21 protein-coding genes and 1 riboswitch are annotated in these 22250 nt (G+C 40.2%); of the genes, 6 read left to right on the top strand and 15 right to left on the bottom strand.

What is annotated here, in order from left to right; translation table 11 throughout:
* Positions 1 to 18: 18 nt before the first annotated feature.
* The 12 genes from HC176_RS00595 to thiS form a co-directional block, all read right to left on the bottom strand.
* Positions 19 to 747, bottom strand: coding sequence for a COG1470 family protein (locus tag HC176_RS00595; RefSeq protein WP_167916240.1), 729 nt, complete (start codon positions 745 to 747; stop codon positions 19 to 21).
* Entirely contained in the window at positions 728 to 1366 is a 639-nt protein-coding gene (locus HC176_RS00590) for a COG1470 family protein (protein WP_167916239.1), read from the bottom strand. The genes HC176_RS00595 and HC176_RS00590 overlap by 20 nt, the downstream gene beginning before the upstream one ends.
* A 3-nt stretch (positions 1367 to 1369) precedes the next feature.
* Entirely contained in the window at positions 1370 to 2032 is a 663-nt protein-coding gene (locus HC176_RS00585) for a hypothetical protein (protein ID WP_167916238.1), read from the bottom strand.
* 3 nt (positions 2033 to 2035) lie between these two features.
* A complete protein-coding gene (locus HC176_RS00580) occupies positions 2036 to 2818 on the bottom strand; it encodes a COG1470 family protein (protein ID WP_167916237.1) in 783 nt (260 codons plus the stop codon).
* Positions 2815 to 3315, bottom strand: a complete 501-nt coding sequence (locus tag HC176_RS00575; protein WP_167916236.1) for a hypothetical protein — start codon at positions 3313 to 3315, stop codon at positions 2815 to 2817. Before HC176_RS00575 ends, HC176_RS00580 begins: the two co-directional genes overlap by 4 nt.
* Before the next feature lie 135 nt (positions 3316 to 3450).
* A complete protein-coding gene (gene thiH / locus HC176_RS00570) occupies positions 3451 to 4563 on the bottom strand; it encodes a 2-iminoacetate synthase ThiH (protein ID WP_167916235.1) in 1113 nt (370 codons plus the stop codon).
* Between the two features lie 121 nt (positions 4564 to 4684).
* Positions 4685 to 5455, bottom strand: coding sequence for a thiazole synthase (locus HC176_RS00565; protein WP_167916234.1), 771 nt, complete (start codon positions 5453 to 5455; stop codon positions 4685 to 4687).
* Position 5456: 1 nt separating this feature from the next.
* Positions 5457 to 6098 carry a thiamine phosphate synthase gene (gene thiE / locus HC176_RS00560; protein WP_167916233.1) on the bottom strand — a complete coding sequence of 214 codons (642 nt, stop codon included), beginning with the start codon at positions 6096 to 6098 and terminating at the stop codon, positions 5457 to 5459.
* A 4-nt stretch (positions 6099 to 6102) separates the two neighbouring features.
* Positions 6103 to 6870 (bottom strand): hydroxymethylpyrimidine/phosphomethylpyrimidine kinase, encoded by a 768-nt coding sequence (locus HC176_RS00555; RefSeq protein ID WP_167916232.1) that lies wholly within the window; start codon positions 6868 to 6870, stop codon positions 6103 to 6105.
* Between the two features lie 99 nt (positions 6871 to 6969).
* Complete coding sequence (locus HC176_RS00550; protein ID WP_167916231.1) at positions 6970 to 7551, bottom strand: thiamine phosphate synthase; 582 nt, start codon at positions 7549 to 7551, stop codon at positions 6970 to 6972.
* A gap of 168 nt (positions 7552 to 7719) precedes the next feature.
* Complete coding sequence (thiC, locus tag HC176_RS00545) at positions 7720 to 9579, bottom strand: phosphomethylpyrimidine synthase ThiC (protein ID WP_167916230.1); 1860 nt, start codon at positions 9577 to 9579, stop codon at positions 7720 to 7722.
* Positions 9580 to 9636: 57 nt separating this feature from the next.
* The gene (gene thiS / locus HC176_RS00540; RefSeq protein WP_167916229.1) at positions 9637 to 9840 is read right to left on the bottom strand and encodes a sulfur carrier protein ThiS; all 204 of its coding nucleotides are present in this window, start codon (positions 9838 to 9840) and stop codon (positions 9637 to 9639) included.
* A 101-nt stretch (positions 9841 to 9941) separates the two neighbouring features.
* A riboswitch (TPP riboswitch) is annotated at positions 9942 to 10036 on the bottom strand.
* A 246-nt stretch (positions 10037 to 10282) separates the two neighbouring features.
* Between thiS and HC176_RS00535 the strand changes: the two genes are divergently transcribed.
* On the top strand, positions 10283 to 10576 hold the full coding sequence (locus tag HC176_RS00535) for a GIY-YIG nuclease family protein (protein WP_167916228.1): 294 nt from the start codon (positions 10283 to 10285) through the stop codon (positions 10574 to 10576).
* A gap of 258 nt (positions 10577 to 10834) precedes the next feature.
* Positions 10835 to 11128 carry a GIY-YIG nuclease family protein gene (locus HC176_RS00530; protein WP_167916227.1) on the top strand — a complete coding sequence of 98 codons (294 nt, stop codon included), beginning with the start codon at positions 10835 to 10837 and terminating at the stop codon, positions 11126 to 11128.
* A gap of 355 nt (positions 11129 to 11483) precedes the next feature.
* Here HC176_RS00530 and HC176_RS00525 read toward each other — a convergent pair whose 3' ends face one another.
* The 3 genes from HC176_RS00525 to HC176_RS00515 all read right to left on the bottom strand — a co-directional run bounded on the left by HC176_RS00525 (position 11484) and on the right by HC176_RS00515 (position 15910).
* On the bottom strand, positions 11484 to 13340 hold the full coding sequence (locus HC176_RS00525) for a M1 family metallopeptidase (protein ID WP_167916226.1): 1857 nt from the start codon (positions 13338 to 13340) through the stop codon (positions 11484 to 11486).
* A 71-nt stretch (positions 13341 to 13411) separates the two neighbouring features.
* Positions 13412 to 15019, bottom strand: coding sequence for a S8 family peptidase (locus tag HC176_RS00520; RefSeq protein ID WP_167916225.1), 1608 nt, complete (start codon positions 15017 to 15019; stop codon positions 13412 to 13414).
* A 27-nt stretch (positions 15020 to 15046) separates the two neighbouring features.
* A complete protein-coding gene (locus HC176_RS00515; protein ID WP_167916224.1) occupies positions 15047 to 15910 on the bottom strand; it encodes an MBL fold metallo-hydrolase in 864 nt (287 codons plus the stop codon).
* Between the two features lie 153 nt (positions 15911 to 16063).
* Here HC176_RS00515 and HC176_RS00510 point away from each other — a divergent pair, with 153 nt between their 5' ends.
* From HC176_RS00510 to HC176_RS00495, 4 genes are all read left to right on the top strand, one after another.
* Positions 16064 to 17833 (top strand): SLC13 family permease, encoded by a 1770-nt coding sequence (locus tag HC176_RS00510; protein WP_167916223.1) that lies wholly within the window; start codon positions 16064 to 16066, stop codon positions 17831 to 17833.
* Between the two features lie 146 nt (positions 17834 to 17979).
* Complete coding sequence (locus HC176_RS00505; RefSeq protein ID WP_167916133.1) at positions 17980 to 18312, top strand: hypothetical protein; 333 nt, start codon at positions 17980 to 17982, stop codon at positions 18310 to 18312.
* Positions 18313 to 18489: 177 nt separating this feature from the next.
* Complete coding sequence (locus HC176_RS00500) at positions 18490 to 20829, top strand: TonB-dependent receptor (protein WP_167916222.1); 2340 nt, start codon at positions 18490 to 18492, stop codon at positions 20827 to 20829.
* Positions 20830 to 20901: 72 nt separating this feature from the next.
* A complete protein-coding gene (locus HC176_RS00495) occupies positions 20902 to 22149 on the top strand; it encodes a PepSY-associated TM helix domain-containing protein (protein ID WP_167916221.1) in 1248 nt (415 codons plus the stop codon).
* Positions 22150 to 22250: the final 101 nt, after the last annotated feature.

Genomic DNA, 22250 nt, shown 5'->3' with positions numbered 1-22250 from the left:
TTTTGAAATTTTATTACTTCAATCCACAACTTCCAAAGCCAATAGTATTCTAATTTTTGGATTATTTATATCAGTTATAAAGGCGTTATAATGCCCAACGGTACTGTTTTTTGGAAGGTTTATGGTGATATTAATATCCTTTTCTTCCTGGGGTTTCAGTTGTACCGTTTTGGGCTCTATTTTAATGGCTCTAAGTCCTATTTTTTGCGAACCACTGCCTAAAAAATCCGATTTTCTGAGTTCTATGGTAGTGGTTTCGTTTTCTGAATCGTTGAACAAGCTCAAATTAAGCGTTGTGGTTTCCCCGGCTTTTAAAGAATGTTCGGGTTCCAGAAAAATAATATCGCCATTTGATGGTTTTGGGGGACTTTTTGAAGCGGGCTTATTTTTTTTAGAAGCTGATTTCGTTTCGTTTTTCAAAGCTTCAAGAACCTCGTTCATTTGGCTGGTAATGGAAGCAAAGCCATCAATTACCAAATCGAGTACTTCGTGCGAATCGCGCCTAATACGGTTCATCAGGGCATCGGGGTTGCTTCTCAATTCATCAACATCAACCAGTTTTTTTTCAATGTTTTTGGCCGCTAAAATACCCGCGGCGATTTCTTCTTCTAAAATATTAACTGCAGAATTGACGATGTTCTGCGCTTTGTTCACCACGCGGTCGGGGTCTATCCACGATTCGTTTTTATTCTTTTTCGATTGGCCAGCACCCGATGTGTTTTTTTTGCTATTTTTTTGATTTGACATTGGCGGTTTTGGTTTGTGGGGGTTGCACATTGAGGTGGATTCTGAAAAAAGAAGGCTCGTAGCCTACCACCGACGCATTACTGAAATACATATTGGGCGGCGTGTTTTTTGGAATTCGTAAGGTGATTTTTACCGTGCTGGATTCACCGGGCTTTTGCGTGAATTTTTGCGGACTGAAAGTAGTTTTGATACTTGGAAACTCCACAGACTCGCTGTTTATGAAAATAGAATTGGTAAGTTGGCATTCGGCGGTTTCGGTTTTAGTGTTTTCCAAAACAAATTCTAAAGTCATGCTTGAACCCGCTTCAGCATTGGCCGACAGTTCAAAAGCTGGTTCAGTTACCGTTTGATTTTCATTGTTTTCACCATTTAAAAACGAATCCACCATACCCAAACCCAATTGCATGGCGTGGTTATAATATTCCAAATTCAATTGGGCAAACGCCTTAAACGCCTTGCTGTACTGTTCGGGCTTAAAAACAAACAGGTTGCCCGATTTGTTGGGCTGTTTGCTCCATTGGTTCAGCAGATTTAAACTTTGGTTCATGTATTTTTTATTGAGTTCCAAAGTTTGCTTAAACAAGTTTTCCAAAGGCTGATTGTCGGTTGTTTTGGCCATATATTAAGTGTTTTCTCGGTCGCGGGTTTGTTGGGGTTCGCAGTAAAAGTGCGATTGCCAACTTTGCCATTTCAGTTTGAATTTTTTCTCTTCGTAAGGCGACGCAGTGGTAGCATGGTGGTCGGCCACATAAACGGTCAAACAAATATTTTGGTTGTATTCTTTTTCGCGGAGCACAATTTCTGCAGAATAGGTGCCATTACTAAAATTGGCTAAATCGAGTACTAATAATACGCGCTCGGAAGCATGCGGTTGAAGTGATACACTGTTTTTATTCAGCTTGGGTTGCGAAGGGGCTAAAGCGCCATCCTGGTCGGTCAATTCCCGAATGCCTACTTGATAGGTTTTGGCCGTATTACAGTTGTTTTTTACCGTAAACGGAACCATAATGCGCTCTCCAGCCATAGCATTTCTATCGATGGAAGCAATGCAATGTGGCGCACATTTTTCTTTCGGCGCACAGCAATTTTCGGTATTCATTATGGCTTTAAGAGGGTTCAAAACACTTTTACCCAACTGCCCCATTTGTTCACTAACAGGCGCGTTGTTGCCAATCATATTTTCCAGCATAGTGCCGTAAAATTGCATCGACATATCCGAAATGGATTGGATATTTTCCATAACGGCATCGCTAAATACGTTCGATTTTAGTTTTCTGTTTTCCATGGCTTAAGTGATTTTAGGTTCTTGATGCGATTTTATAACAAACGACAATTCTTGGTCCCAAAACCGAACGTTCAAATCGTAGTCGTTATCGGCTTGGGCTTCCTTTGGCATCACAAAAGAAAAGGTAACGAGCATCTGCTTGCCGGGTTTTATTATTTGTCCGGCCTCTGCAATTTTGGCACTGGCCCAATTGGGCAATTGTTCTTTGATGTGTTGCGTAATTTGGTCCATGGTCGCGTTAAAACCATTGGCTTTTCTGTCCCTTACTCCAAAACCAAAGGCGCGGCACAGCATATCCATGTCGAGGGCTGCCACGTGTTTGGGATTAGGGATTTGAAAATCGAGATTGCCCCTGTTTAAAACGGTAAAACTAACGCTGTGTTTTGTGCCCGGAGCGGTGCCTTGAAGCGTAAATTCATTGGGTTGCACCGCCACGTTAATGCTGGGTTGCACCACCAACTGAACTTGTTTTTTTTTGCCCTTAATTTCTATGAATTGATGATAAGTACCAGGAGGAGTTTCTAGAGGAAGACTTACCGTGAGTGATTGCAATTTGGTTTCGCCAGCACGGAGTTTGGTGTTCATATAGAGTGAAATATCACTTAGTTTGTTTAAACTTTTGCTGGTAGTAGGTTTTAGGCCGATGTACCGAACTCGGGTGTTGGTTTTATCGGTGTTGCGCAGCTGTACCGTACCACTCAATTTTGTTGGTGCACCGTTTAAAATGATGGTTTCATCTCCAAAATCGATATTTTCAATTGGAGCATTGGGTACTTTGGTAATCATGATGTTTGTTTTTTGGTGTCGGTTACTCGAATATCACTTCTTTTTGGGAAGGGTCGGGTGTCGGGTTGGCAACAATCGTCTTCGCAAAGTTCAGCCGATGTTGGCACGTAAGGTTCGGTAATAATTTGCCCTTCGCCGCTGGTGCAGATACTGAAAAACTCAACGCCCATCATTTTAAAACAAATGTTGGTGTAATTGGGTATGCGCACCCGATGTTTCATCAGGTCTTTGATGTCTTGCAAGGTGAACCGAGGCAGGTTTAAAATTTCCATTTTATTGTCGGTTGCCACGGGTTCTTTTGCGTCTCCGGTAAGTTTCAGTGTGTTGGTGGTATTCAGGTTGCCGCTGATAATGTTTTGCACACTTCCGGAAAGTGCCGTTGCAATTTGTCCGGAGTGCCGGGCATCCATTCCGCCTGATAATTCGGTGTCCACATCAAAAGGCGCGTCGGGGTGAATGGTATGGTGGTAATTGGTAGGAATTCTTGGCGTACTCATAGCGTGAAGAAATTTACAGTTAGCCCCTTAAAGGTAGTAAAAATTTCACGATAATTGAATGTAAATATTTAAATTTTAGATAGTTGTGTTTTTTGAATGGACGTTGATACGTAATAATTGAATATGTTTTATCGCTTACCAAGTGTTTTCCCAGTCTTTCCAAACGGGTTCCAAACCATTATTTTGAAGCATTTCTGCAATGGTTTCCGTGGGGCGTTCGTCTGAAATTTCAAACTGCTCCAACGATTGTGGTTCTACCACATAACCACCGGGGTTGGTTTTCGATTCGGCACTCATGGAGGTAATGCCTAAATGGACGATATGGTTTCTGAAGGTTTCACTCTCGCGGGTACTCATTGAGAGTTCCACGTCTTCATCCAATAACCGGAACGCACAAATGGTTTGTACCAAATCGCTATCGGTCATTTCTACTTTAGGCTCCAATCCGCCGGAATGAGGACGCAATCTCGGAAACGAAATAGAATACTTGGTTTTCCAATAGTTTTTTTGAAGATATTTTAAATGTAAAGCGGTAAAAAAGCTATCGGCGCGCCAGTCTTCCAAACCAAACAAAGCGCCGATTCCAATTTTATGAATACCTGCCCTGCCTAATCTGTCGGGCGTTTCCAATCGGTAATTAAAATTCGATTTTTTTCCTTTTGGGTGATGTTTTTTGTACTCGGCCCGGTTATAGGTTTCTTGATACACCAAAACGGCATATAAGTTGGCTTCAATCAGCTCTTCGTATTCATCTTCGTCCAAAGGCTGCACTTCAATGGTGATGTTTGAAAATTGTTCATTGATGAGTTTAATTGCATTTTTAATGTATGGCACACCAACTGTTTTATTGGCTTCGCCGGTAACCAGCAAAATATGGTCGTAGCCTTTATGTTTTAAAAAGGACACTTCTTTTAAAATTTCGGCATCGGTTAAGGTGCGACGCGGAATTTTATTGGTCATGCTAAACCCACAATAGGTACAAATGTTTTGGCATTCGTTGCTTAAATACATTGGCGCAAACATTTGTATGGTATTGCCAAAACGCTTTTTTGTAATATTTTGGCTGAGTTGGGCCATTTGCTCCAAATAGGGTTTGGCGGCAGGGGAAACGAGGGCCTTAAAATCTTCTAAATCGCGCTTGGTTTTAGCTAAAGCATATTCTACATCTTGTGCCGTTTTGGCTTGGATGCTGTTTAAGGTGTCGTCCCAATTGTAGGTGTCAAGAATATCTTTGAAACTATGTGTCATCGGATTTTGAATATTTTTCGTTTTGTCATTGCGAATAAAATGAAGCAATCTGTTTCCTTTGTCTTCGGTACTTCTGCTATGCTCAGTAAAGGCAAGCTCAGTCTGTCGTAATAACGTGTTCTTAATTTAAAAATGAAGTTAATGGGCTACTCGCCTCGGCATGTGGTTTTACCGAAGCCAATTTGGCATTGTAGGCCATGCGCCCCGATTCAACAGCCATTTTAAATGCTTTGGCCATGGTTACTGGATGTTGCGATACGGCAATGGCGGTATTGACCAAAACGGCCTCGGCACCCAATTCCATGGCAAAAGCGGCGTGCGACGGACTCCCAATTCCGGCATCGACAATAACCGGCACGTTGCTTTGTTCGATAATAATTTCTAAAAAATCGAGGGTTTTTAACCCTTTGTTAGTGCCAATTGGTGCGCCTAATGGCATAACGCATTGTGCTCCCACATCTTCCAAACGCTTGCACAACACGGGGTCTGCATGAATGTAGGGCATCACCACAAAGCCTAATTTTACTAATTCTTCAGCAGCTTTTAAGGTTTCAATGGGGTCGGGCAATAAATATTTGGGGTCGGGATGGATTTCCAATTTCACCCAGTTGGTTTCCAAAGCTTCTCGGGCCAATTGCGCCGCAAAGACCGCTTCTTTGGCATTTCGAACGCCCGAGGTATTGGGCAATAAATTAACGTGGGGCTGCATGATGCTTTTCAACATTTTATCCTGACTGTTGTTGGCATCAACGCGTTTTAGTGCCACGGTAACCAGTTCACTTTCCGAAGCGAGAATAGCCTCAGACATGAGTTGGTTGGAACTGAATTTTCCAGTGCCCGTAAATAAGCGCGATGTAAATGTTTTATCTGCTATTTTTAGTAAATCGTTCATATTAAAAAGTATGGCGTTGCTCTTGGGTGGCCGATGCGCCCAAAAGTTTGTTAATATTTGAAATGTTGTTGAAATCCTGAGTTATTGCGCCAGACATAGCAATACCGTGAACACCAGTGTTTAAAAGATCGGGAATGTCGTTTTCGTTTATTCCTCCAATGGCAATAATAGGCGTACTGCTTTTTAAGGTATCGAGAATAGCTTGATAGCCTTCCATGCCTAAAATAGGACTCAAATTAGCTTTTGTTTTGGTAAATCGAAACGGACCCAAGCCAATATAATCGACGTTTTTGGTGATTAGGTTTTCACAGTCTTCCAGTGTATTTGCTGTTGTGCCAATCAGGTACCATTTGCCTAAATATTCGCGGGCTTCGGTGGGGCAGGTATCGGTTTTTCCCAAATGCACACCGTCTGCCTTTACGGCTTTGGCAATTTTATAATGGTCATTAATGATTAACCGTGTTTGAAAATGTGCCGTAATTTCCCGAGCTTGTTCTGCGGTTTTTAACACAATTTCTTCTGGATAATTCTTCAGTCGGAGTTGAACCAATTCTGCACCGTAAGTACAGGCTTTTTGGATGTTTTCAAGATGGGCTTCCGGAGAGTCTCCTTGTGATATATAATGAAGCTTTGCGATTTGCATGTTGCTAATGTTTTAATTGATAATTGTGATAACCGAGTAAACTCGAATTAGAATTTAAAAACTGTTCGGTGTAATATTTAGCCTGTTGGGCCGCGTCTTCCAAAGGCATTTCTAAAGCTAAATGGGAGGCCAAAGCAGACGACAATACACAACCGCTGCCGTGCTTTTCTGAAACTTCTTCGACACTTGGCGGGATATTCACCTTTACAATTTTACTGTGGTACAATTCGTCCCAACCTGTTTTATCAGTTCTGTGGCCGCCTTTTAAATAAACATGGTTTTTTTTGCTGATGTGTTCGATGGTTTCTTCAATGTTTTTTTCCGGATATAGTAATTGAATTTCATCGTAATTGGGCGTAATGATATAACACCTTTCCCAAATAAAATCTAACACCTGTTGATTTTCTGAAGTGTGGAAATCGAACCCCGCACTGGCCTTAAAAATAGGGTCCAGAACAATTTTTATATCAGGGTTGAGGAGGTTTAATTGTTTTAAGATACTGAGCAAAACTTCCCAAGATTCAACAATGCCAATTTTCACGACCGAAATTTCAAAACGCTCAAAAAGGGTATTAATTTGGGCTGAAATAACTTCAGGTTTTACCCAATGGCAGTCTTTAAAATCCACATCGTTTTGAACCGTAATGGCTGTACAAACCGATAAGCCGTACAAGCCGTGTGCTTCAAATGTTTTAAAATCTGAAGTGAGTCCCGCACCGCCCGAAGGGTCGTGGCCAGCTATGGTTAGTATGTATGTTTTATCGTTTTGCATTTGTCGTCATGCTGAACTCGTTTCAGCACCTCATAATTTTTATAATCTCTTTAGAAAACTTATCAAAAACTTCTCGATACAATTCCTCATGCTTCGGAATCACTCGAAGTGACGTTTCATAGTTTTAAAATCCTGCACAGGCGTTTCACTCTGCCAAATACCCCCCAAAACACCAACCCCTTGATAACCTAGTTTGGTGAATTCCGAAAGGTTTTTGGTGGTTACGCCACCCATACCGATTACTGTTTTTTTTACTGAGTTGACCTCAAAACCGCGGCCTTTATACCCTTGTTTTGAAATGGATGAAAACACCGGGCTCAGTAAATGATAATCGAAATGGAACTCACAGGCTATCAATTCTTCGGTAGAATGAAACGAACTGCTCATACTAATGTTTTGTTCATTCCTGATGGTTTGAAGGGTGTCCAAAGAAAGCTCGCGCCGTTGGGCCTCCTGAAAGTGAATCCCTTTTAAGTTGTAATCGTTTATCAATTCATGATGTTGATGTACCACAATTTTGCTATGATATTTTTTATCAATTTGATTTAAATAATTGCGATAAAAATGATAGTCCTTACGAGGTTTTCGCAAATGAAAATACTCTAAACCAACTTCGAAAAGCTGATTTAGAATAAATATTTCATTTTTTATGTCTTGCTCGGGAGCGATTAAAACTACCATATTTTTAATGACGTCACTTCGAGTGAATTTTAGGATTGAATGACTAAAATTTTTATCGAGAAGTATTCTTTTTTATGTTTCTTGGTTGAGCACTTCTCTCCCGATAGCTATAGGGATCAATTCCTCATAGTTCGGAATCACTCGAAGTGACGTAACGTTTTTGAAATTCTACAAATAAACCTCCGAACCTTTTTCTTTAAATTCTTGCGATTTCTCTTCCATACCTTTTTTGATGACTTCATTTTCCACAATGTCGTTTTCCTTGGCAAAATCGCGCACTTCCTGAGAAATTTTCATTGAACAGAATTTTGGTCCGCACATCGAGCAGAAATGAGCTACTTTAGCGCCATCGGCAGGAAGCGTTTCATCGTGGTATTCACGAGCCAATTCGGGATCTAAACCTATATTAAACTGGTCTTCCCAACGGAACTCAAAACGGGCTTTACTCAAAGCATTATCGCGGTGTTGTGCCCCTGGGTGACCTTTGGCTAAATCGGCTGCATGGGCGGCTAATTTATAGGTAACTACGCCGGCACGAACATCATCTTTATTAGGTAAACCTAAGTGTTCTTTAGGGGTGACGTAGCATAACATGGCACAACCGTACCAACCAATCATGGCAGCGCCAATACCTGATGTAATGTGGTCGTAACCTGGGGCAATATCGGTGGTTAAGGGGCCTAAAGTGTAAAATGGCGCTTCGTCGCAAACCTCAATTTGCTTTTCCATATTTTCCTTAATCATGTGCATAGGCACGTGTCCGGGACCTTCAATAAAACACTGTACTTCGTGTTTACGGGCTATTTGGGTTAACTCGCCTAAGGTTTCCAATTCGGCAAACTGGGCTTCGTCGTTGGCATCGGCCACCGAACCAGGACGCAGACCATCACCTAAAGAAAAGGCCACATCGTATTGTTTCAATATTTTGCAAATCTCTTCAAAATGCGTGTACAAGAAACTCTCTTTGTGGTGCGCCAAGCACCATTTTGCCATGATAGAGCCTCCGCGAGAAACAATACCGGTAACACGCTTTGCCGTCATAGGAACATAACGCAACAATACACCGGCGTGAATGGTGAAGTAATCCACCCCTTGCTCGGCTTGTTCTATAAGGGTGTCACGGAAAATTTCCCAAGTTAAATCTTCGGCAACACCATTTACTTTTTCCAAAGCTTGATAAATAGGCACAGTTCCCACTGGAACCGGTGAGTTACGGATAATCCACTCGCGGGTTTCATGAATGTTTTGCCCAGTGGATAAATCCATGATATTATCGGCACCCCAGCGGCAGGCCCAAACGGCTTTTTCAACCTCTTCTTCAATCGATGAGGTGGTGGCCGAGTTACCAATATTGGCATTGATTTTTACCAAGAAATTCCGACCTAAAATCATAGGTTCGGCTTCGGGGTGGTTGATGTTTGATGGAATAACAGCACGGCCACGGGCCACTTCTTCACGGACAAACTCTGGAGTTATTTTTTTCGGAATGGCCGCTCCAAAATCTTGCCCTGGATGCTGTTTGGCAATTTCGGTCATTTCATCAATACGCTGGTTTTCACGAATGGCGATGTATTCCATTTCTGGAGTAATAATGCCTTTTTTCGCGTAGTGCAATTGCGTAACATTTTTACCTTTTTTAGCGCGTAACGGTTTTTTAAGGTGCGCAAAACGCATGTGGTCTAAACTTTTATCGTTTAAACGCTCGTTACAATATTTTGATGAAAATGAATCCAATTGCTCCACATCGCCGCGGTCTAAAATCCATGGCTCACGGATGCGTTCAATTCCGTTGTGTACGTTTATTTCTTTGTTTGGGTCGGTGTAAGGTCCCGAAGTATCGTACACGGTAACGGGTTCGTTTGGCGTTAATTTTCCTGTAAAAGTATCTTTGGTGTCACTCAAAGAAATCTCGCGCATGGCCACTTTAATTTGTGGATGGATTTTTCCTTGAACGTAAATCTTTTTTGAATTGGGAAAGGGTTGTCTGGTAATTTGTTCCTGCTTTGGTGCAGTGTCTTTATTTTTCATTTTTTATTGGGCTTTTTATGTTCTTTTCGCTTATGGCTGAGTTGTTAATTTTTGTATTTATCCGCCTTGCGTAGCTTGAATAATTAGAATAGAATCGCCGTTCTGAAACCGTTGTGTGTCCCATTGGGTTTTTGAAATAATGTTTTGGTTTACGGCAACGGCAATGCCTATTTGTGGATAGTTTTCCTGAGTCAATAGTTGCGAAACATTAATCGTTTCGTCAATATTAACCTCGCGTTCGTTAAGATGAATAGTTATCATTTACAATATGTTTAAATATTGCAAACCAAGGGAATAGCATGTACTTTGAAAAAACACCCAGAAAGTGGCGCTTACGAAAAGATGTGCTAGAGCGCATTGCAGTGCCCTATTCAACTTTTCCCTTCGGCGGTACTAACCGCATCAGGTTCAAAGGGTATGTCTCAGTTCTATTTTTAGAACACCCCTAAAGTTTACGTGGCTAAATTAATAAAAATTAAACGATTGACCATAGATTTAGTATGGAGAAGGTTCTCGATACGATTTTTTTAAGCTTTGCTTAGGTATCTTCAATCAAAATATATTTTGATTTTGACAATCTCAAAAATCACTCGAACTGACGGAAAACTTCTTTTTGTCCAATGGTTGCGTTTATGAACCTTACGTCACTTCGAGTGATTCCGAAGCATGAGGAATTGTATCGAGAAGTTACTATATTTAAACTATGAAATTGTCTTTTGTATACATTTTAAAATGCTCCGATGACTCTTACTATACAGGAATAACATCCAATTTAACGGAAAGAATATTTAAACATAACTCAGGAAAATATAAGAAGAGTTACACATACAACCGCAGGCCCGTTGAATTGGTGTACTATGCTGAATTTACAAATATTAATATTGCTATTCAAACTGAAAAGCAAATAAAGAAATGGTCAAGAGCTAAAAAGGAAGCTTTAATAAGTAATGAATTTGACAAACTTCCAAATTTAGCTAAAAAGAAGTTTATGTCTTAAAAAGGTTCTCGATACGATTTTTTCGTTCCTCAAAAATCACTCGAACTGACGGGAAAACTCCATTTGGGCCAATCGTTAAGTTTATGATCGTTGCGTCATATCGAGTGCTGCGAAGTATGAGCAGTGTATCGAGATGTCTTTTTAAAGACCTTCAGTACAGGATCCAACGATACGCACGTGATAAACCGAAGACCCTTACGTCACTTCGAGTGATTCCGAAGCATGAGGAATTGTATCGAGAAGTTATTATATTTAACTATGAAATTGTCTTTTGTTTACATTTTAAAATGTTCTGATGACTCCTATTATACAGGAATAACATCCAATTTAACCGAAAGAATATTTAAACATAACTCAGGAAAATATAAGAAGAGTTACACATACAACCGCAGGCCCGTTGAATTAGTGTATTATGCTGAGTTTACAAATATTAATGTAGCTATTCAAACTGAAAAGCAAATAAAGAAATGGTCAAGAGCTAAAAAGGAAGCTTTAATCAATAATGAATTTGACAAACTTCCAAATTTAGCTAAAAAGAAGTTTATGTCTTAAAAAGGTTCTCGATACGATTTTTTCGTTTCTCAAAAATCACTCGAACTGACGAAGAAACTTACTTTTGATCAATGGTTACGTTTATGGTCGTTACGTCACATCGAGTGCTGTGAAGCATGAGCAGTTGTTCCCGATAGTTATCGGGAGAGATGCTTTGGGTGTTAAAATTTATGCATTAAAAAAGGCTTCCCCGATTAAAAGGGAAGCCTTTTGATAATGTGAATTCTATTTAAAAATTCTGTTGTCACCTTGAGCCTTTCTGCTTCGCTCAAGATAAACAAAAGACGAAAGGTCTTAGAAAAAAATGATTTCAATTAGGTTTCGACTGCGCTCAACCTGACATAATAGTAAAAACTTACTTTTTATTATTCTCTGAATTGATATCGGCCATCATGTTTTTGGGGTCGATTTCAACCGACTTTACAGTTTTTGATGTTTCGAAACTGTAGGTTGGGTAGGCCCAAGCCCAGTCGTTTATAATTGTAGCTTCGGTTGGTTTTTCACCACGCATCATTTGCAACGGGATGTAAAAATCTTCAGAAGTACCATCGGTGTAAGTTACCGTTAAATCGATTGGCATGGGCATGAGTCCGATGCGCTCTAAAGTAACGGTTTTGTCTTCAACAGATTTCACTCCGTAATCGATGGTGTTCGTGGTTCGCGTAAAATCGTTTAAATACCAATCGAGTTCCAGCCCCGATACTTTTTCGGCCACGCGAATAAAATCGGTACGTGTAGGATGCTTAAATGCCCATTCTTTAAAATACTGTTTTATGGTTTGCTTATGGTTTTCTTCGCCAATAACATAAGCCAGTTGGTTTAAAAACACATAACCCTTGTAGTATGCCGATATGGAATACGAACGGTTATAATTAAAACGATCGGCATGTGTAGTAAGTGATTGTTCGGCACCCGAGTTTACGTAATAGTTGTAAACATCGTATACTTTTTGAACTGATTTTTCAAACGGTTTGTTGAAAATATGGCTTTCAGCTTTTTCTCCAAAATATTCGGTAAAGCCTTCATCCATCCAATAGTTGGTCGATTCGTTGGTGGCCAACAAAAATTGAAACCACGAGTGCGCCATTTCATGAGCCGTTACACCAAATAGTCCGTCAAAATTGCCTTCACCTACAATTAACGTGCACATACCGTATTCCATACCGCCATCGCCACCTTGAATGATGGAATATTGCTCGTAAGGGTACTGCCCGATATTTTCACTTAAGAATTGCATCAATGCCACAGCTTTGGGCTGTAGTTTTTTCCAATTGTTAAGTTTTTCTTGAGGCATGGTGCTTTTGTACAAAAAGTGCAGCATTGGCCCATTGGGAACTTGTACCGTATCGTGGATATAGTTGGGGTCGGCAGCCCAAGTAAAATCATGCACATTGGGCGCAACAAAATGCCATGTGAGTTTTTTGGTGTTGGGTTGTCTTAAAGTATCGGTTTGGTAACCGTGTCCGATTTCGTTAGGGTTTTGTAAATAGCCCGTACCGCCAACGGTGTAATTTTTATCGATGGTGATTTTAACATCAAAATCGCCCCAAACACCATGAAATTCACGACCAATATAAGGGTGGGCGTGCCAACCTTCATAATCGTACTCGGCCATTTTGGGGTACCATTGTGCCATCGATAAAGCTACGCCTTCTTTATTGTTTCTTCCCGAACGGCGAATCTGTACAGGTACTTGAGCATCAAAAAGCATATCGAAGGTAACGCTTTCGCCGGGTAAAATAGGCTCGTTTAAATCAACCTCTAAAACAGTACCCACGGTTTCGTGATTCAATTCTACCCCATTTTGCTTTAACGAATTCACTTTTATAAAACCAATTTCGTTGGGTTTCAATTTGCTGATGCGGTCTTTTACGCGCCCGTCCGGGTCGGCAATGGTTCGCGAGCGTACATCCATTTCGCTACCGGGTTGAAAGGCGTTAAAATAAAGGTGATAAAACACCTTGTTTAAAGCATCTGGAGAATTGTTGGTGTATACCAAGGTTTGCTTGCCTTGATAGGTGTAGTTATCAACATCCACATCAATTTCCATTTTATAATCGACATGCTGTTGCCAGTAACAAGGATTGGCCTGTGGAGATATAGCTGGAGCCTCGGGTGCCGCTGCTGTAGTTGGTGTTTCTACTATTTCAGAAGCACTTCCACAGGAAAAAATAAGGGTAAAAGAAAGTATATAAATATAAATTCGATTCATAAATATTGAAATTAAAATTAAGGCTGTTCAAATTAAAATAATGATTTTGAACAGCCTTAAAAAATTAGTAATTATTTCGACATTTTCGCTGCCATAATCAAGGCATTGTAGGCATTTGCCATTTTTGAAGATTTGCTTAAATCGGCAAACGGACGAATATCGCTGGTGTTTCCTCCAACTATAACTTTAGTGTTAATAGCCAATCCAGAATCCAAAATAACTTGCTTGACTTGAGCCGCTGTTAAATCCGGAAAATACGAACGGATTAAGGCTGCAATTCCGGCAACTGCTGGAGCAGCCATTGAGGTGCCGCCTTTTGTGGCGTATTCGTTTTCGGGGGTGGTTGAATATACTTTTGCTCCAGGGGCAAAAATATCGACGTTGTTTTTACCATAATTAGAAAAGGAAGCTACCATTTGTGATCCGTATTTTGGGGCCAAGGCACCTACTCTAATATAAGTATCTGATATTTCTTCGCCGTTAACGTTATCGTCTGGATAATTGGGTTCAACATCAACATCTTTGCTGTCGTTGCCCGCAGCGTGAACAAACACCACGTCGTTTTTGGCGGCATAGGCAATAGCCTCACGAACCCAATCGCTATGAGGCGAAAAGCTTTTCCCAAAACTTCCGTTTATAACTTTGGCGCCGTTATCTACGGCATATCTAATGGCCAAGGCCACGTCTTTATCGTACTCATCGCCGTTAGGTACTGTTCTTACGGCCATGATTTCCACGTTGTTGGCTACCCCGTTGGCGCCTAAGCCGTTGTTGCGTTCGGCAGCTATAATGCCGGCAACGTGTGTACCGTGGCTCTCGTCTTTAGTTGAATGCTTAACATTGTTGTTGCCGTAATATTTTGTTGAAAAATTGTCTGGGTCGTCTCCAGTTACACGACCTTTAAAATCTTTATTCAAGTTATAGTTTAGCCTATCGTTAATGGATTTTAAGCCGCTTTCTATTTCTTCAATCGCATCGGCCATGGAGTCCATACCGTTGCTAAACATATATTCGGCCATTTGCTTGGCTTGGTTTACGGTTTCATCATTGCTTTCAATGGCTTTTACGTCTTCTTTTGTGTAGTTGTCTTTCCCCAAATGTCCGGAAAGTACCTCATCGGCACGCTTTATTTGCTGATGAATTTGGTCGTACTGCTGTTTTCTGCCCAACCATTTTTGGTACTCTTCTTCGTATTCTGCTTTTGCACGGGCATAATCAGGATGGCTAGTATCACCACTGGCTAGAATTCTAACATATTCCAATTGTTCGTTGTAGCCTTCACCTAAAAAATTCCAACCGTGAATGTCGTCAATATATCCGTTGTTGTCGTCATCCTTGCCGTTATTCGGAATTTCGTCTTTGTTGGTCCAAATCACGTCATCCAAATCTTCATGGTCAATATCGATACCCGAATCGAGCACGGCAACAATTACTTTTTTGCCTTTTCTGTTTTTGATTAATTCGGCGTAAGCTTTATCAACGCTCATTCCGGGAATGGTATCTTTTACCAAATCCAAATGCCCCCAATTTTGGGCCTCGGCTTCAGTAAGCTCAGAAACTTTTAAGGGTGAGGAGTCGATGTTTTCAACAGGTGTAGAAATGATGTCTGCAGTACTTCCACAGCCAAAGATTAGGGCTGATATAAAAAGTGGCGCAACAAGTGTTTTTATTGTTTTCATTGTTGTTATTTGAATTAGTCTATTATGTTATAAATTGAATATCTCTTGGGCGGTATAGATTTCATTGAGTCTTACGCCTTTTTCGGTGTTTTTTACGGTAATGATTTCGTTATGGGCATCGTGCTCTAAAAACAGGTAAAAATTATTATCGGCAGCAAGGCTTAAAAACTTCTGTTTTTCGTCGAGGGTTAATAGCGGCCGCGTATCGTAACCCATAACATAAGGTAGGGGCAGGTGCCCAACGGTTGGCAATAGATCGGCCATAAAAGCAATGGTCTTGCCTTTATAAGTAATAAGCGGAATCATTTGTTTATCGGTGTGCCCATCGGCAAAAAAAATATCGAAGCCTAAGGCCGAATTTTCAAGTGTATTTCCGTTTGGAAGAGAAGTAAAATGCAATTGGCCGCTCTCTTCCATGGGCAAAATGTTTTCCTTTAAAAAGGAAGCCTTTTCGCGGGCATTGGGTTGTGTGGCCCATTGCCAGTGGTCTTTATTGGTCCAGAAACGGGCATTTTTAAATGCCGGTTCGTAGCCCGTTTTGTCTTTGTTCCACTGAATACTTCCGCCGCAGTGGTCAAAATGCAAGTGGGTCATAAACACATCGGTAATATCATCACGATGGAAACCGTATTGTTTTAGCGACGAGTCTAAATCAAAATCGCCCCACAGGTAGTAGTAGCCAAAAAATTTATCCGATTGTTTGTTGCCCATTCCCGTGTCGATGAGTATCAACCGGTTGCCGTCTTCAATGAGCAAGCATCGTGTAGCAATATCAATCATGTTGTTGGCGTCGGCCGGATTGGTTCGGTTCCACAACGATTTGGGTACCACACCAAACATGGCACCGCCGTCAAGTTTCAAGTTTCCTGCGTTAATGGGGTATAACTGCATTGAAATTTTTTAAGTCATGCAAATTACTAAAAGGATTAAAGAATAACAGAATTATAGCTTTATTTTAACACTTGTGCGTAAGATTATTTTTGAAACGCATAAAAAATGAATTACATTTAAAAGTGAAAAACAGTCTTCTAAAAAGTTGAAAAAATGGATATTTTAATCACTTTTGCCATTATTCTGGTTGGTGCGTTTCTATTTGTGAAAGATTACTTTTCTATAGATACCACTTCCATTTTAATTATGGCCATGTTTATTGTGGTTGGTGTATTGAGCCCAGAAGAAGGTTTTTCGGGTTTTAACCATCCGGCTACCATTACTTTAGGTTGCATTTTTGTGGTTAGTGGTGGTATTTTTAGTTCGGGTGTTTTAGATGGGTTAAGCCATCGCATTATTAAACTGGCGAAGATACACTACAGTGTGGCATTGGTCGTTTTTTGTAGTATTTCTGGGGTGTTTTCCGCCTTTATAAACGATACGGCCGTGGTGGCTTTGTTGCTGCCAATTGCCCTTACAGTATGCAGGGAAACCAATATTACGCCAAGCCGTTTACTTATGCCCATTTCGTTTGCCGCTCTTTTTGGGGGCACCTGTACGTTAATTGGGACTTCCACCAATATTTTGGTGAGCAGTTACGCAAAAAAATATGGCGTTGACGAGTTTGGGATGTTCGAGTTTAGTGGTGCGGCATTGTGCCTTTTGGCTGTGGGCTTTACTTATATGTTTATTGTTGGCCCTCTTTTGTTACCTAAAAATAGGGGTGATAACGAAGAGTTTACCAAAAAGGCAGAAACTTACATTACCGAACTGTATGTAGAGGAAAATTGCAAAGATATTGGCGAACTTATCGACAAGTCGATTTTGGTTAATGATTACAATGTTAATATACTGTCCATTTTGCGCAATGGTGTTTTGAAGCATAACTTCGGAAAGAATGCCAAAATTTTGGAAGGCGATATTTTAAAAATTCTTGTTCCGCCTGAAACGATGTCGCGACTGCTGAGTATGGAAGGCTATAGCGTAAAGGGTAACAAACGCATGAAAAAGGCCGAAGACCAATACAAATCGTTTAATTTGTACGAGGTCATAATCCCATTCGGCTCGAGTTTGGCGGGCAGTTCACTAAAAGAAATTAATTTTAGGAGGCAATACAATTCTTCTGTTGTGGCCATCAGGCAACGTGGCGAGGTTAAGTACGATAAACTCACGCGCGTTACCTTAAATGAAGGCGATATGCTATTAATGCTAAGCGAAAACGAAGAAATAAACAGTTTGGTGTCTCAAAACCTAATCGTTAAACTTTCGGAATACGAAAAGAAGAAAACCAATTACAAAAAGGCCATTCCGGCGGTTGTAATTGGTGTTGGTGTGGTTTTGGCGGCCTCGCTAAATATCACCTCCATTTTAATTAGTGCCATGGTTGGCGCTTTACTTATGGTACTTTTAGGTATTTTAAAGCCCATTGAAGCCTATAAAGTTGTGGAGTGGAAGGTTATTTTTATGATGGCCGGAGTCCTATCCATGGGTACAGCTTTAGAAAAAACAGGAGGGGCGACTTTAATTGCCCATTATATCATGACCACTTTGGGCCAGTACAGTGCCCATATTACTCTGGCTATTATTTATTTATCGGCATTGGTTTTAACCAATTTAATTTCCAGTAAGGCTACAGCGGCTTTGTTGGTGCCTATTGTTATTAATTTATCCCAAAGCATGCAGGTTAGTGAACGGCCGTTTTTGGTTGCCGTTATGTTTGCTTGTTCGCTAACGTTTATGACACCTATGAGCTACCCTACAAATACTATGGTGTATGCGCCCGGAAACTATAAATTTGTCGATTTTTTAAAAATGGGAACGCCATTAAACTTACTCATTTGGTTGGCGGCATCTTTTGTAATTCCTTATTTTTTTCCGTTTTGATTAGAGTAAAGTAAGTTGTCCCATCTGAGGAATTAATTCTAAAGAGAACCTTGAAATTAAGAGTGTTTTGCATAACTTTGCGCGATTATTTTTTAGTTCAGTAATTGAAAACGCTTTTTTCATACATTTTACTCTTTTCTTTAGTTATGCGGCCTTTGTATAACATTGGCTATGTCGCGTATTTTGAGTTGAACTTAGACTATATCATAGAAACTTACTGTATCAATAAAGAAGAACCAGAACTGAAATGTAATGGTAAGTGCCATTTAGCAACACAACTAATGGGCAATGTTTCTGATAATGATGAAACGCCATACGTAAATTCCATTTTTGAGGCTTTTGTACCTGTATATTTTCAGGATTATGGTACTGCTAATATTTTTAATCCAGCTTTAGATTTAGTTACGGAAAACTGGAACTATTCCAATACGTTTTTCTCTTTGTTTCGAGATCATATCGACCCACCTCCCCGCGTGTAACCCATTTTTCAATTTGTATTACAAATCTTATTTTTTGAATCAAGCAAAATGAGGTAGGATTTGGTATACCTAAAAGGAATAAAGCTAAACGTTTTTTTAAGGTTGCTTGGGTTGTTATTTCAACCTTAAATTCACCTTATGCTTTAGCTTGTTACACTACACATAAAAAAAGAAAAAATGAACAAAATAGTAATGCTTGTTATGTGCATGGCAAGTATATGTGGTTTTGCGCAACAACAATTTTCAGGAAAAGTTGTTGACCAAAATAATCAACCATTGGCGGGAGCCACCATTCAATCTAAATTAAACCCCAATAACGCAGTAATTTCAAATGTTGAAGGGCATTTTTCAATAACATTAAAAAACACGAGTGCCGTTATTGTAAAGTTTATGGGCTTTGCCAATTCAGAAATATTGCTTTCTGCCCAAAACAACATCATCAAATTAAAGGAAAGTGATGAGGTGTTGTCCGAAATCGTAATATCGGCAAGTAGGGAAGTCCAGCAAAGAAAGGAAGTACCGGCCTCAATTTCGGTAGTTAATGCTAAAGCCATTGCCGAAACCAAAGCCTTTGGTATTGATCAATTGGTAAACAATGTACCTGGGGTTTTTATGTCCACTTCCAGAGCGGTTAGCAATGAGCAACACATGATGGCAGTACGCTCGCCCATTTCTACAAAAGCACTGTTTTTATTTGTTGAAGACGGTTTGCCCATACGTCCCACGGCAGTATTTAACCACAATGCCCTTTTGGAAATGAACGACGTATCTTTCAGTAGGGTTGAAATTTTAAAAGGGCCGGCATCTAGTATTTACGGAAGTGAGGCCATTGGCGGCAGTTTTAACTTTATCACCAAAAATCCAACGCGTGACTTTTCGGGACATTTGGGTTTTCAAACCAACGATATGGGGTTAACCCGTTATGAAGCCGAAGCATCAACTTACCCCAACGATAAGGTGGGCTTTTATATCGGCACGCACTATGTACAGCGTAAAAACGGCCCCATTGAGCATAGCGATTACGAAAAATTCGCACTGACATTTAAAAACGTTAACCATTTGTCGCCATCGGTTGATTGGGTTAATGTTTTTGATATTATTGATTACCGTTCGGACATGACGGGCTCTTTAAGCGAGGCCGATTATTCCAACGGAAATTACGAAAGCGACCAAACTTTTACCGAGCGCGAAGCCTTTGCGTTTCGTTTAAGAAGTACCCTCGATAAACGATGGAACGATAACAACAAAACGGTTTTCAATGCTATTTTTAGAAAGAATGGTATGGATCAAAACCCTTCGTACCGTGTTAGGCAATTTAGAAACCAAGGTCAGTTAACGGGTTTTGGAAGCGGCGAGTTAAACAGCAATACGTTTTACAGTTATGTAGGCTTAATTCAGCATAAAACGGATTTTAATTTTGCTAATTCTTCGTTGATTTTTGGAGCTTCTGCCGATTATTCTCCGCAGCGCTACCAAGCCGAATCCATCGATGTTATTGTAAACACCGAAACCGGACAAAACACCGACTTTACGTTAAATGCGGGAGATTATATTTTAAATTATGATGGCGATATTTTTAACTACGCCGGATATTTTCAATATGAAATCAATCCCACAGCAGATTTAAAACTTACCGCAGCCTTGAGGTATGATGGTTTCAACTATGCGTACAACAATTTACTGGATGGTGTGGCAGGCCCAAAAGATTCAAAAAATCACTATAACAACATTTCACCAAAATTGGGAGCCAATTATAATTTTTCAAAACAAGTTGGGCTTTATGCCAACTATTCCAACGGGTTTACACCGCCACAAACTTCTACCTTGTACAGAAACAGTTTTGTGGGCGTGGGCGATGAGGTTTTCGATTTAAAACCCAGCAACTACAACAATTTTGAAATAGGCACCTATTTTAGTGTACCACAAATCTTAACGGTCGATATGGCCTTGTATCTACTGGAAGGCAAAAATACTTTGGTAACCCTGAGGGATGCAAACGATGAATTTTTCAGTGCCAATGCCGGAAAAACCAGATCTTACGGTATTGAATACGGTGTGAAGTATTTTCCTTTTGAAACGTTAACCATCAGCCATAACGGCAGTTTTTCAAAACACCGATATGTTGAGTTTTTTGAAGGCGGAGAGGATTATTCAGATACCGATAGGGAAACCGCCCCCAATATTATGGGGACTTCAAAAATAATGTACAAACCCAGATCACTAAATAATTTGGCCTTGAGCCTTACCCACGAGCTGGTAGGGAAGTACAATACCAGTTTTGAAAATCAAATTGATAATAACGACGGTACTTTCAGCACTGGAACTTACAAAGGCCATAACATATTCAACGCATTGGTGTCGTACCAATTTAAGCAGTTTGAAGTTTGGCTGCACGCTTTAAACCTTTTTGATGAGCTGTATTCCCCAAGAGCGAGTTACAATATTTATTCTAGACAGAATAGCTACTCTATTGGGAACCCGAGAGCGTTCCACTTAGGGGTTAAGTACAATTTTTAATGTTATTAAAGGGCTGCCTATTAATACTGTTTATTGATTTTTAGACAGTCCTTTTTTTAAATGATTTTGAATATGAAAAACAGAAAATTAAACCAATGGTTCTGGAAATGGCATTTTATTGCCGGATTGGTGTCCTTGCCTTTTGTGATTTTGTTGGCCATTACCGGAGGGGTTTATTTGTTTAAGGATAATTATGATGCCCCCAAGCAAAAGCACATAAAAGAAGTAAAGGTTGAAGGCGAAGCGGTTTCTTTTCAAGAACAGTTGGGGTTGGCCAAAGCCGAATTTAAAAAGCAGCCCACCGCTATGGTTGTGCCTTCATCACCCAACCAAGCTACCGAGTTTGTTTCGGGGAGGTTTAGCCATAAACAGAGCGTTTACGTTAATCCGTACAAAGGGGGAGTAACAGGTAAAATCAGTCCGAAAGACTCCGATATGCATACAGTGAGAAAGCTGCATGGCGAACTCCTTTTAGGGAAATTCGGCACTAAAATTGTCGAACTTATTGCCTGTTGGATGGTCGTTTTAATCATCACCGGTATTTACGTGTTTTGGCCAAGCAAAAAAGCGGGACTAAAAGGCTTTTTTAGCATTCGGTTTAAACAGGGAAAACGAACCCTTTTCAGAGATTTGCACACCGTTTTAGGCTTTTGGATTTCGGTACTGTTGTTAATGACGCTTGCTGGCGGATTACCTTGGACCGATGTTTTTGGTGGTAACTTTAAAGCCATTCAAGACCTGACCAATACCGGTTTTCCTAGAACATGGAATGGTCGTGGGGTTAATTCAACCGTTTCAAATAGTATTTTTTCTTTAGATGAAGCCGTTGCTTTAGCCAAAACAAAAGACTTAAAAGGCGAGTTGCATATTGGGCTGCCACAGGGGCCACAAGGTGTATATATTATTTATAACGAAACTTTTGATTTAGACCAACAGCAGCGCTTGTACATAGACCAATATTCAGGAAAACAAATTATGCATCACAAATGGGAAGACGTGGGGATACTTATGCGTGGCCGCATGTGGTTTATGGCCTTTCATCAAGGGCAATTTGGCACTTGGAACTTTGTGCTTATGCTAACCGTAGCGGTACTGTTAGCGTTTGTTTGCATAGCGGCGTTAGTGTCTTATTTAAAACGAAAACCAGAAGGAAATTGGGGTACGCCAAAAGTGCCCTCAAAATTCAAGGTTGGTTATGGTTTGGTGGCTCTTGTTTGTTTATTGGGCATTTTATTTCCGTTATTTGGGGCCAGTGCTTTACTGATTTTTATTGTGGAACAGCTCAAAAAGAAATTTAAAGTGAAGCAACAAATGGCATAGATGACTTAAATCCAGTGTTTCTAAAAACAAACATTTTGAAAAATGACTAGAAACCTTTAAAATCATCTGTTTTTACTTAAATTAGTCACTTTTAATAGATG

This window comes from Tamlana crocina, assembly GCF_012037625.1.
Note: the sequence above shows the minus strand (reverse complement) of the source record. Positions and strands in the feature narration are given on the sequence as shown.

Excerpts from the sequence above, each read along its gene's own strand:
- HC176_RS00585 (WP_167916238.1), bottom strand. The coding sequence starts at position 2,032 with ATGGAAAACAGAAAACTAAAATCGAACGTATTTAGCGATGCCGTTATG.
- HC176_RS00495 (WP_167916221.1), top strand. The coding sequence starts at position 20,902 with ATGAAAAACAGAAAATTAAACCAATGGTTCTGGAAATGGCATTTTATT.
- HC176_RS00505 (WP_167916133.1), top strand. The coding sequence starts at position 17,980 with ATGCGGCCTTTGTATAACATTGGCTATGTCGCGTATTTTGAGTTGAAC.
- HC176_RS00595 (WP_167916240.1), bottom strand. The coding sequence starts at position 747 with ATGTCAAATCAAAAAAATAGCAAAAAAAACACATCGGGTGCTGGCCAA.
- HC176_RS00555 (WP_167916232.1), bottom strand. The coding sequence starts at position 6,870 with ATGCAAAACGATAAAACATACATACTAACCATAGCTGGCCACGACCCT.
- HC176_RS00520 (WP_167916225.1), bottom strand. The coding sequence starts at position 15,019 with ATGAAAACAATAAAAACACTTGTTGCGCCACTTTTTATATCAGCCCTA.
- thiC (WP_167916230.1), bottom strand. The coding sequence starts at position 9,579 with ATGAAAAATAAAGACACTGCACCAAAGCAGGAACAAATTACCAGACAA.
- HC176_RS00565 (WP_167916234.1), bottom strand. The coding sequence starts at position 5,455 with ATGAACGATTTACTAAAAATAGCAGATAAAACATTTACATCGCGCTTA.
- HC176_RS00590 (WP_167916239.1), bottom strand. The coding sequence starts at position 1,366 with ATGGCCAAAACAACCGACAATCAGCCTTTGGAAAACTTGTTTAAGCAA.
- HC176_RS00535 (WP_167916228.1), top strand. The coding sequence starts at position 10,283 with ATGAAATTGTCTTTTGTATACATTTTAAAATGCTCCGATGACTCTTAC.
- HC176_RS00525 (WP_167916226.1), bottom strand. The coding sequence starts at position 13,340 with ATGAATCGAATTTATATTTATATACTTTCTTTTACCCTTATTTTTTCC.
- HC176_RS00575 (WP_167916236.1), bottom strand. The coding sequence starts at position 3,315 with ATGAGTACGCCAAGAATTCCTACCAATTACCACCATACCATTCACCCC.
- HC176_RS00530 (WP_167916227.1), top strand. The coding sequence starts at position 10,835 with ATGAAATTGTCTTTTGTTTACATTTTAAAATGTTCTGATGACTCCTAT.
- HC176_RS00500 (WP_167916222.1), top strand. The coding sequence starts at position 18,490 with ATGAACAAAATAGTAATGCTTGTTATGTGCATGGCAAGTATATGTGGT.
- thiS (WP_167916229.1), bottom strand. The coding sequence starts at position 9,840 with ATGATAACTATTCATCTTAACGAACGCGAGGTTAATATTGACGAAACG.
- HC176_RS00580 (WP_167916237.1), bottom strand. The coding sequence starts at position 2,818 with ATGATTACCAAAGTACCCAATGCTCCAATTGAAAATATCGATTTTGGA.
- HC176_RS00515 (WP_167916224.1), bottom strand. The coding sequence starts at position 15,910 with ATGCAGTTATACCCCATTAACGCAGGAAACTTGAAACTTGACGGCGGT.
- HC176_RS00550 (WP_167916231.1), bottom strand. The coding sequence starts at position 7,551 with ATGGTAGTTTTAATCGCTCCCGAGCAAGACATAAAAAATGAAATATTT.
- thiH (WP_167916235.1), bottom strand. The coding sequence starts at position 4,563 with ATGACACATAGTTTCAAAGATATTCTTGACACCTACAATTGGGACGAC.
- thiE (WP_167916233.1), bottom strand. The coding sequence starts at position 6,098 with ATGCAAATCGCAAAGCTTCATTATATATCACAAGGAGACTCTCCGGAA.
- HC176_RS00510 (WP_167916223.1), top strand. The coding sequence starts at position 16,064 with ATGGATATTTTAATCACTTTTGCCATTATTCTGGTTGGTGCGTTTCTA.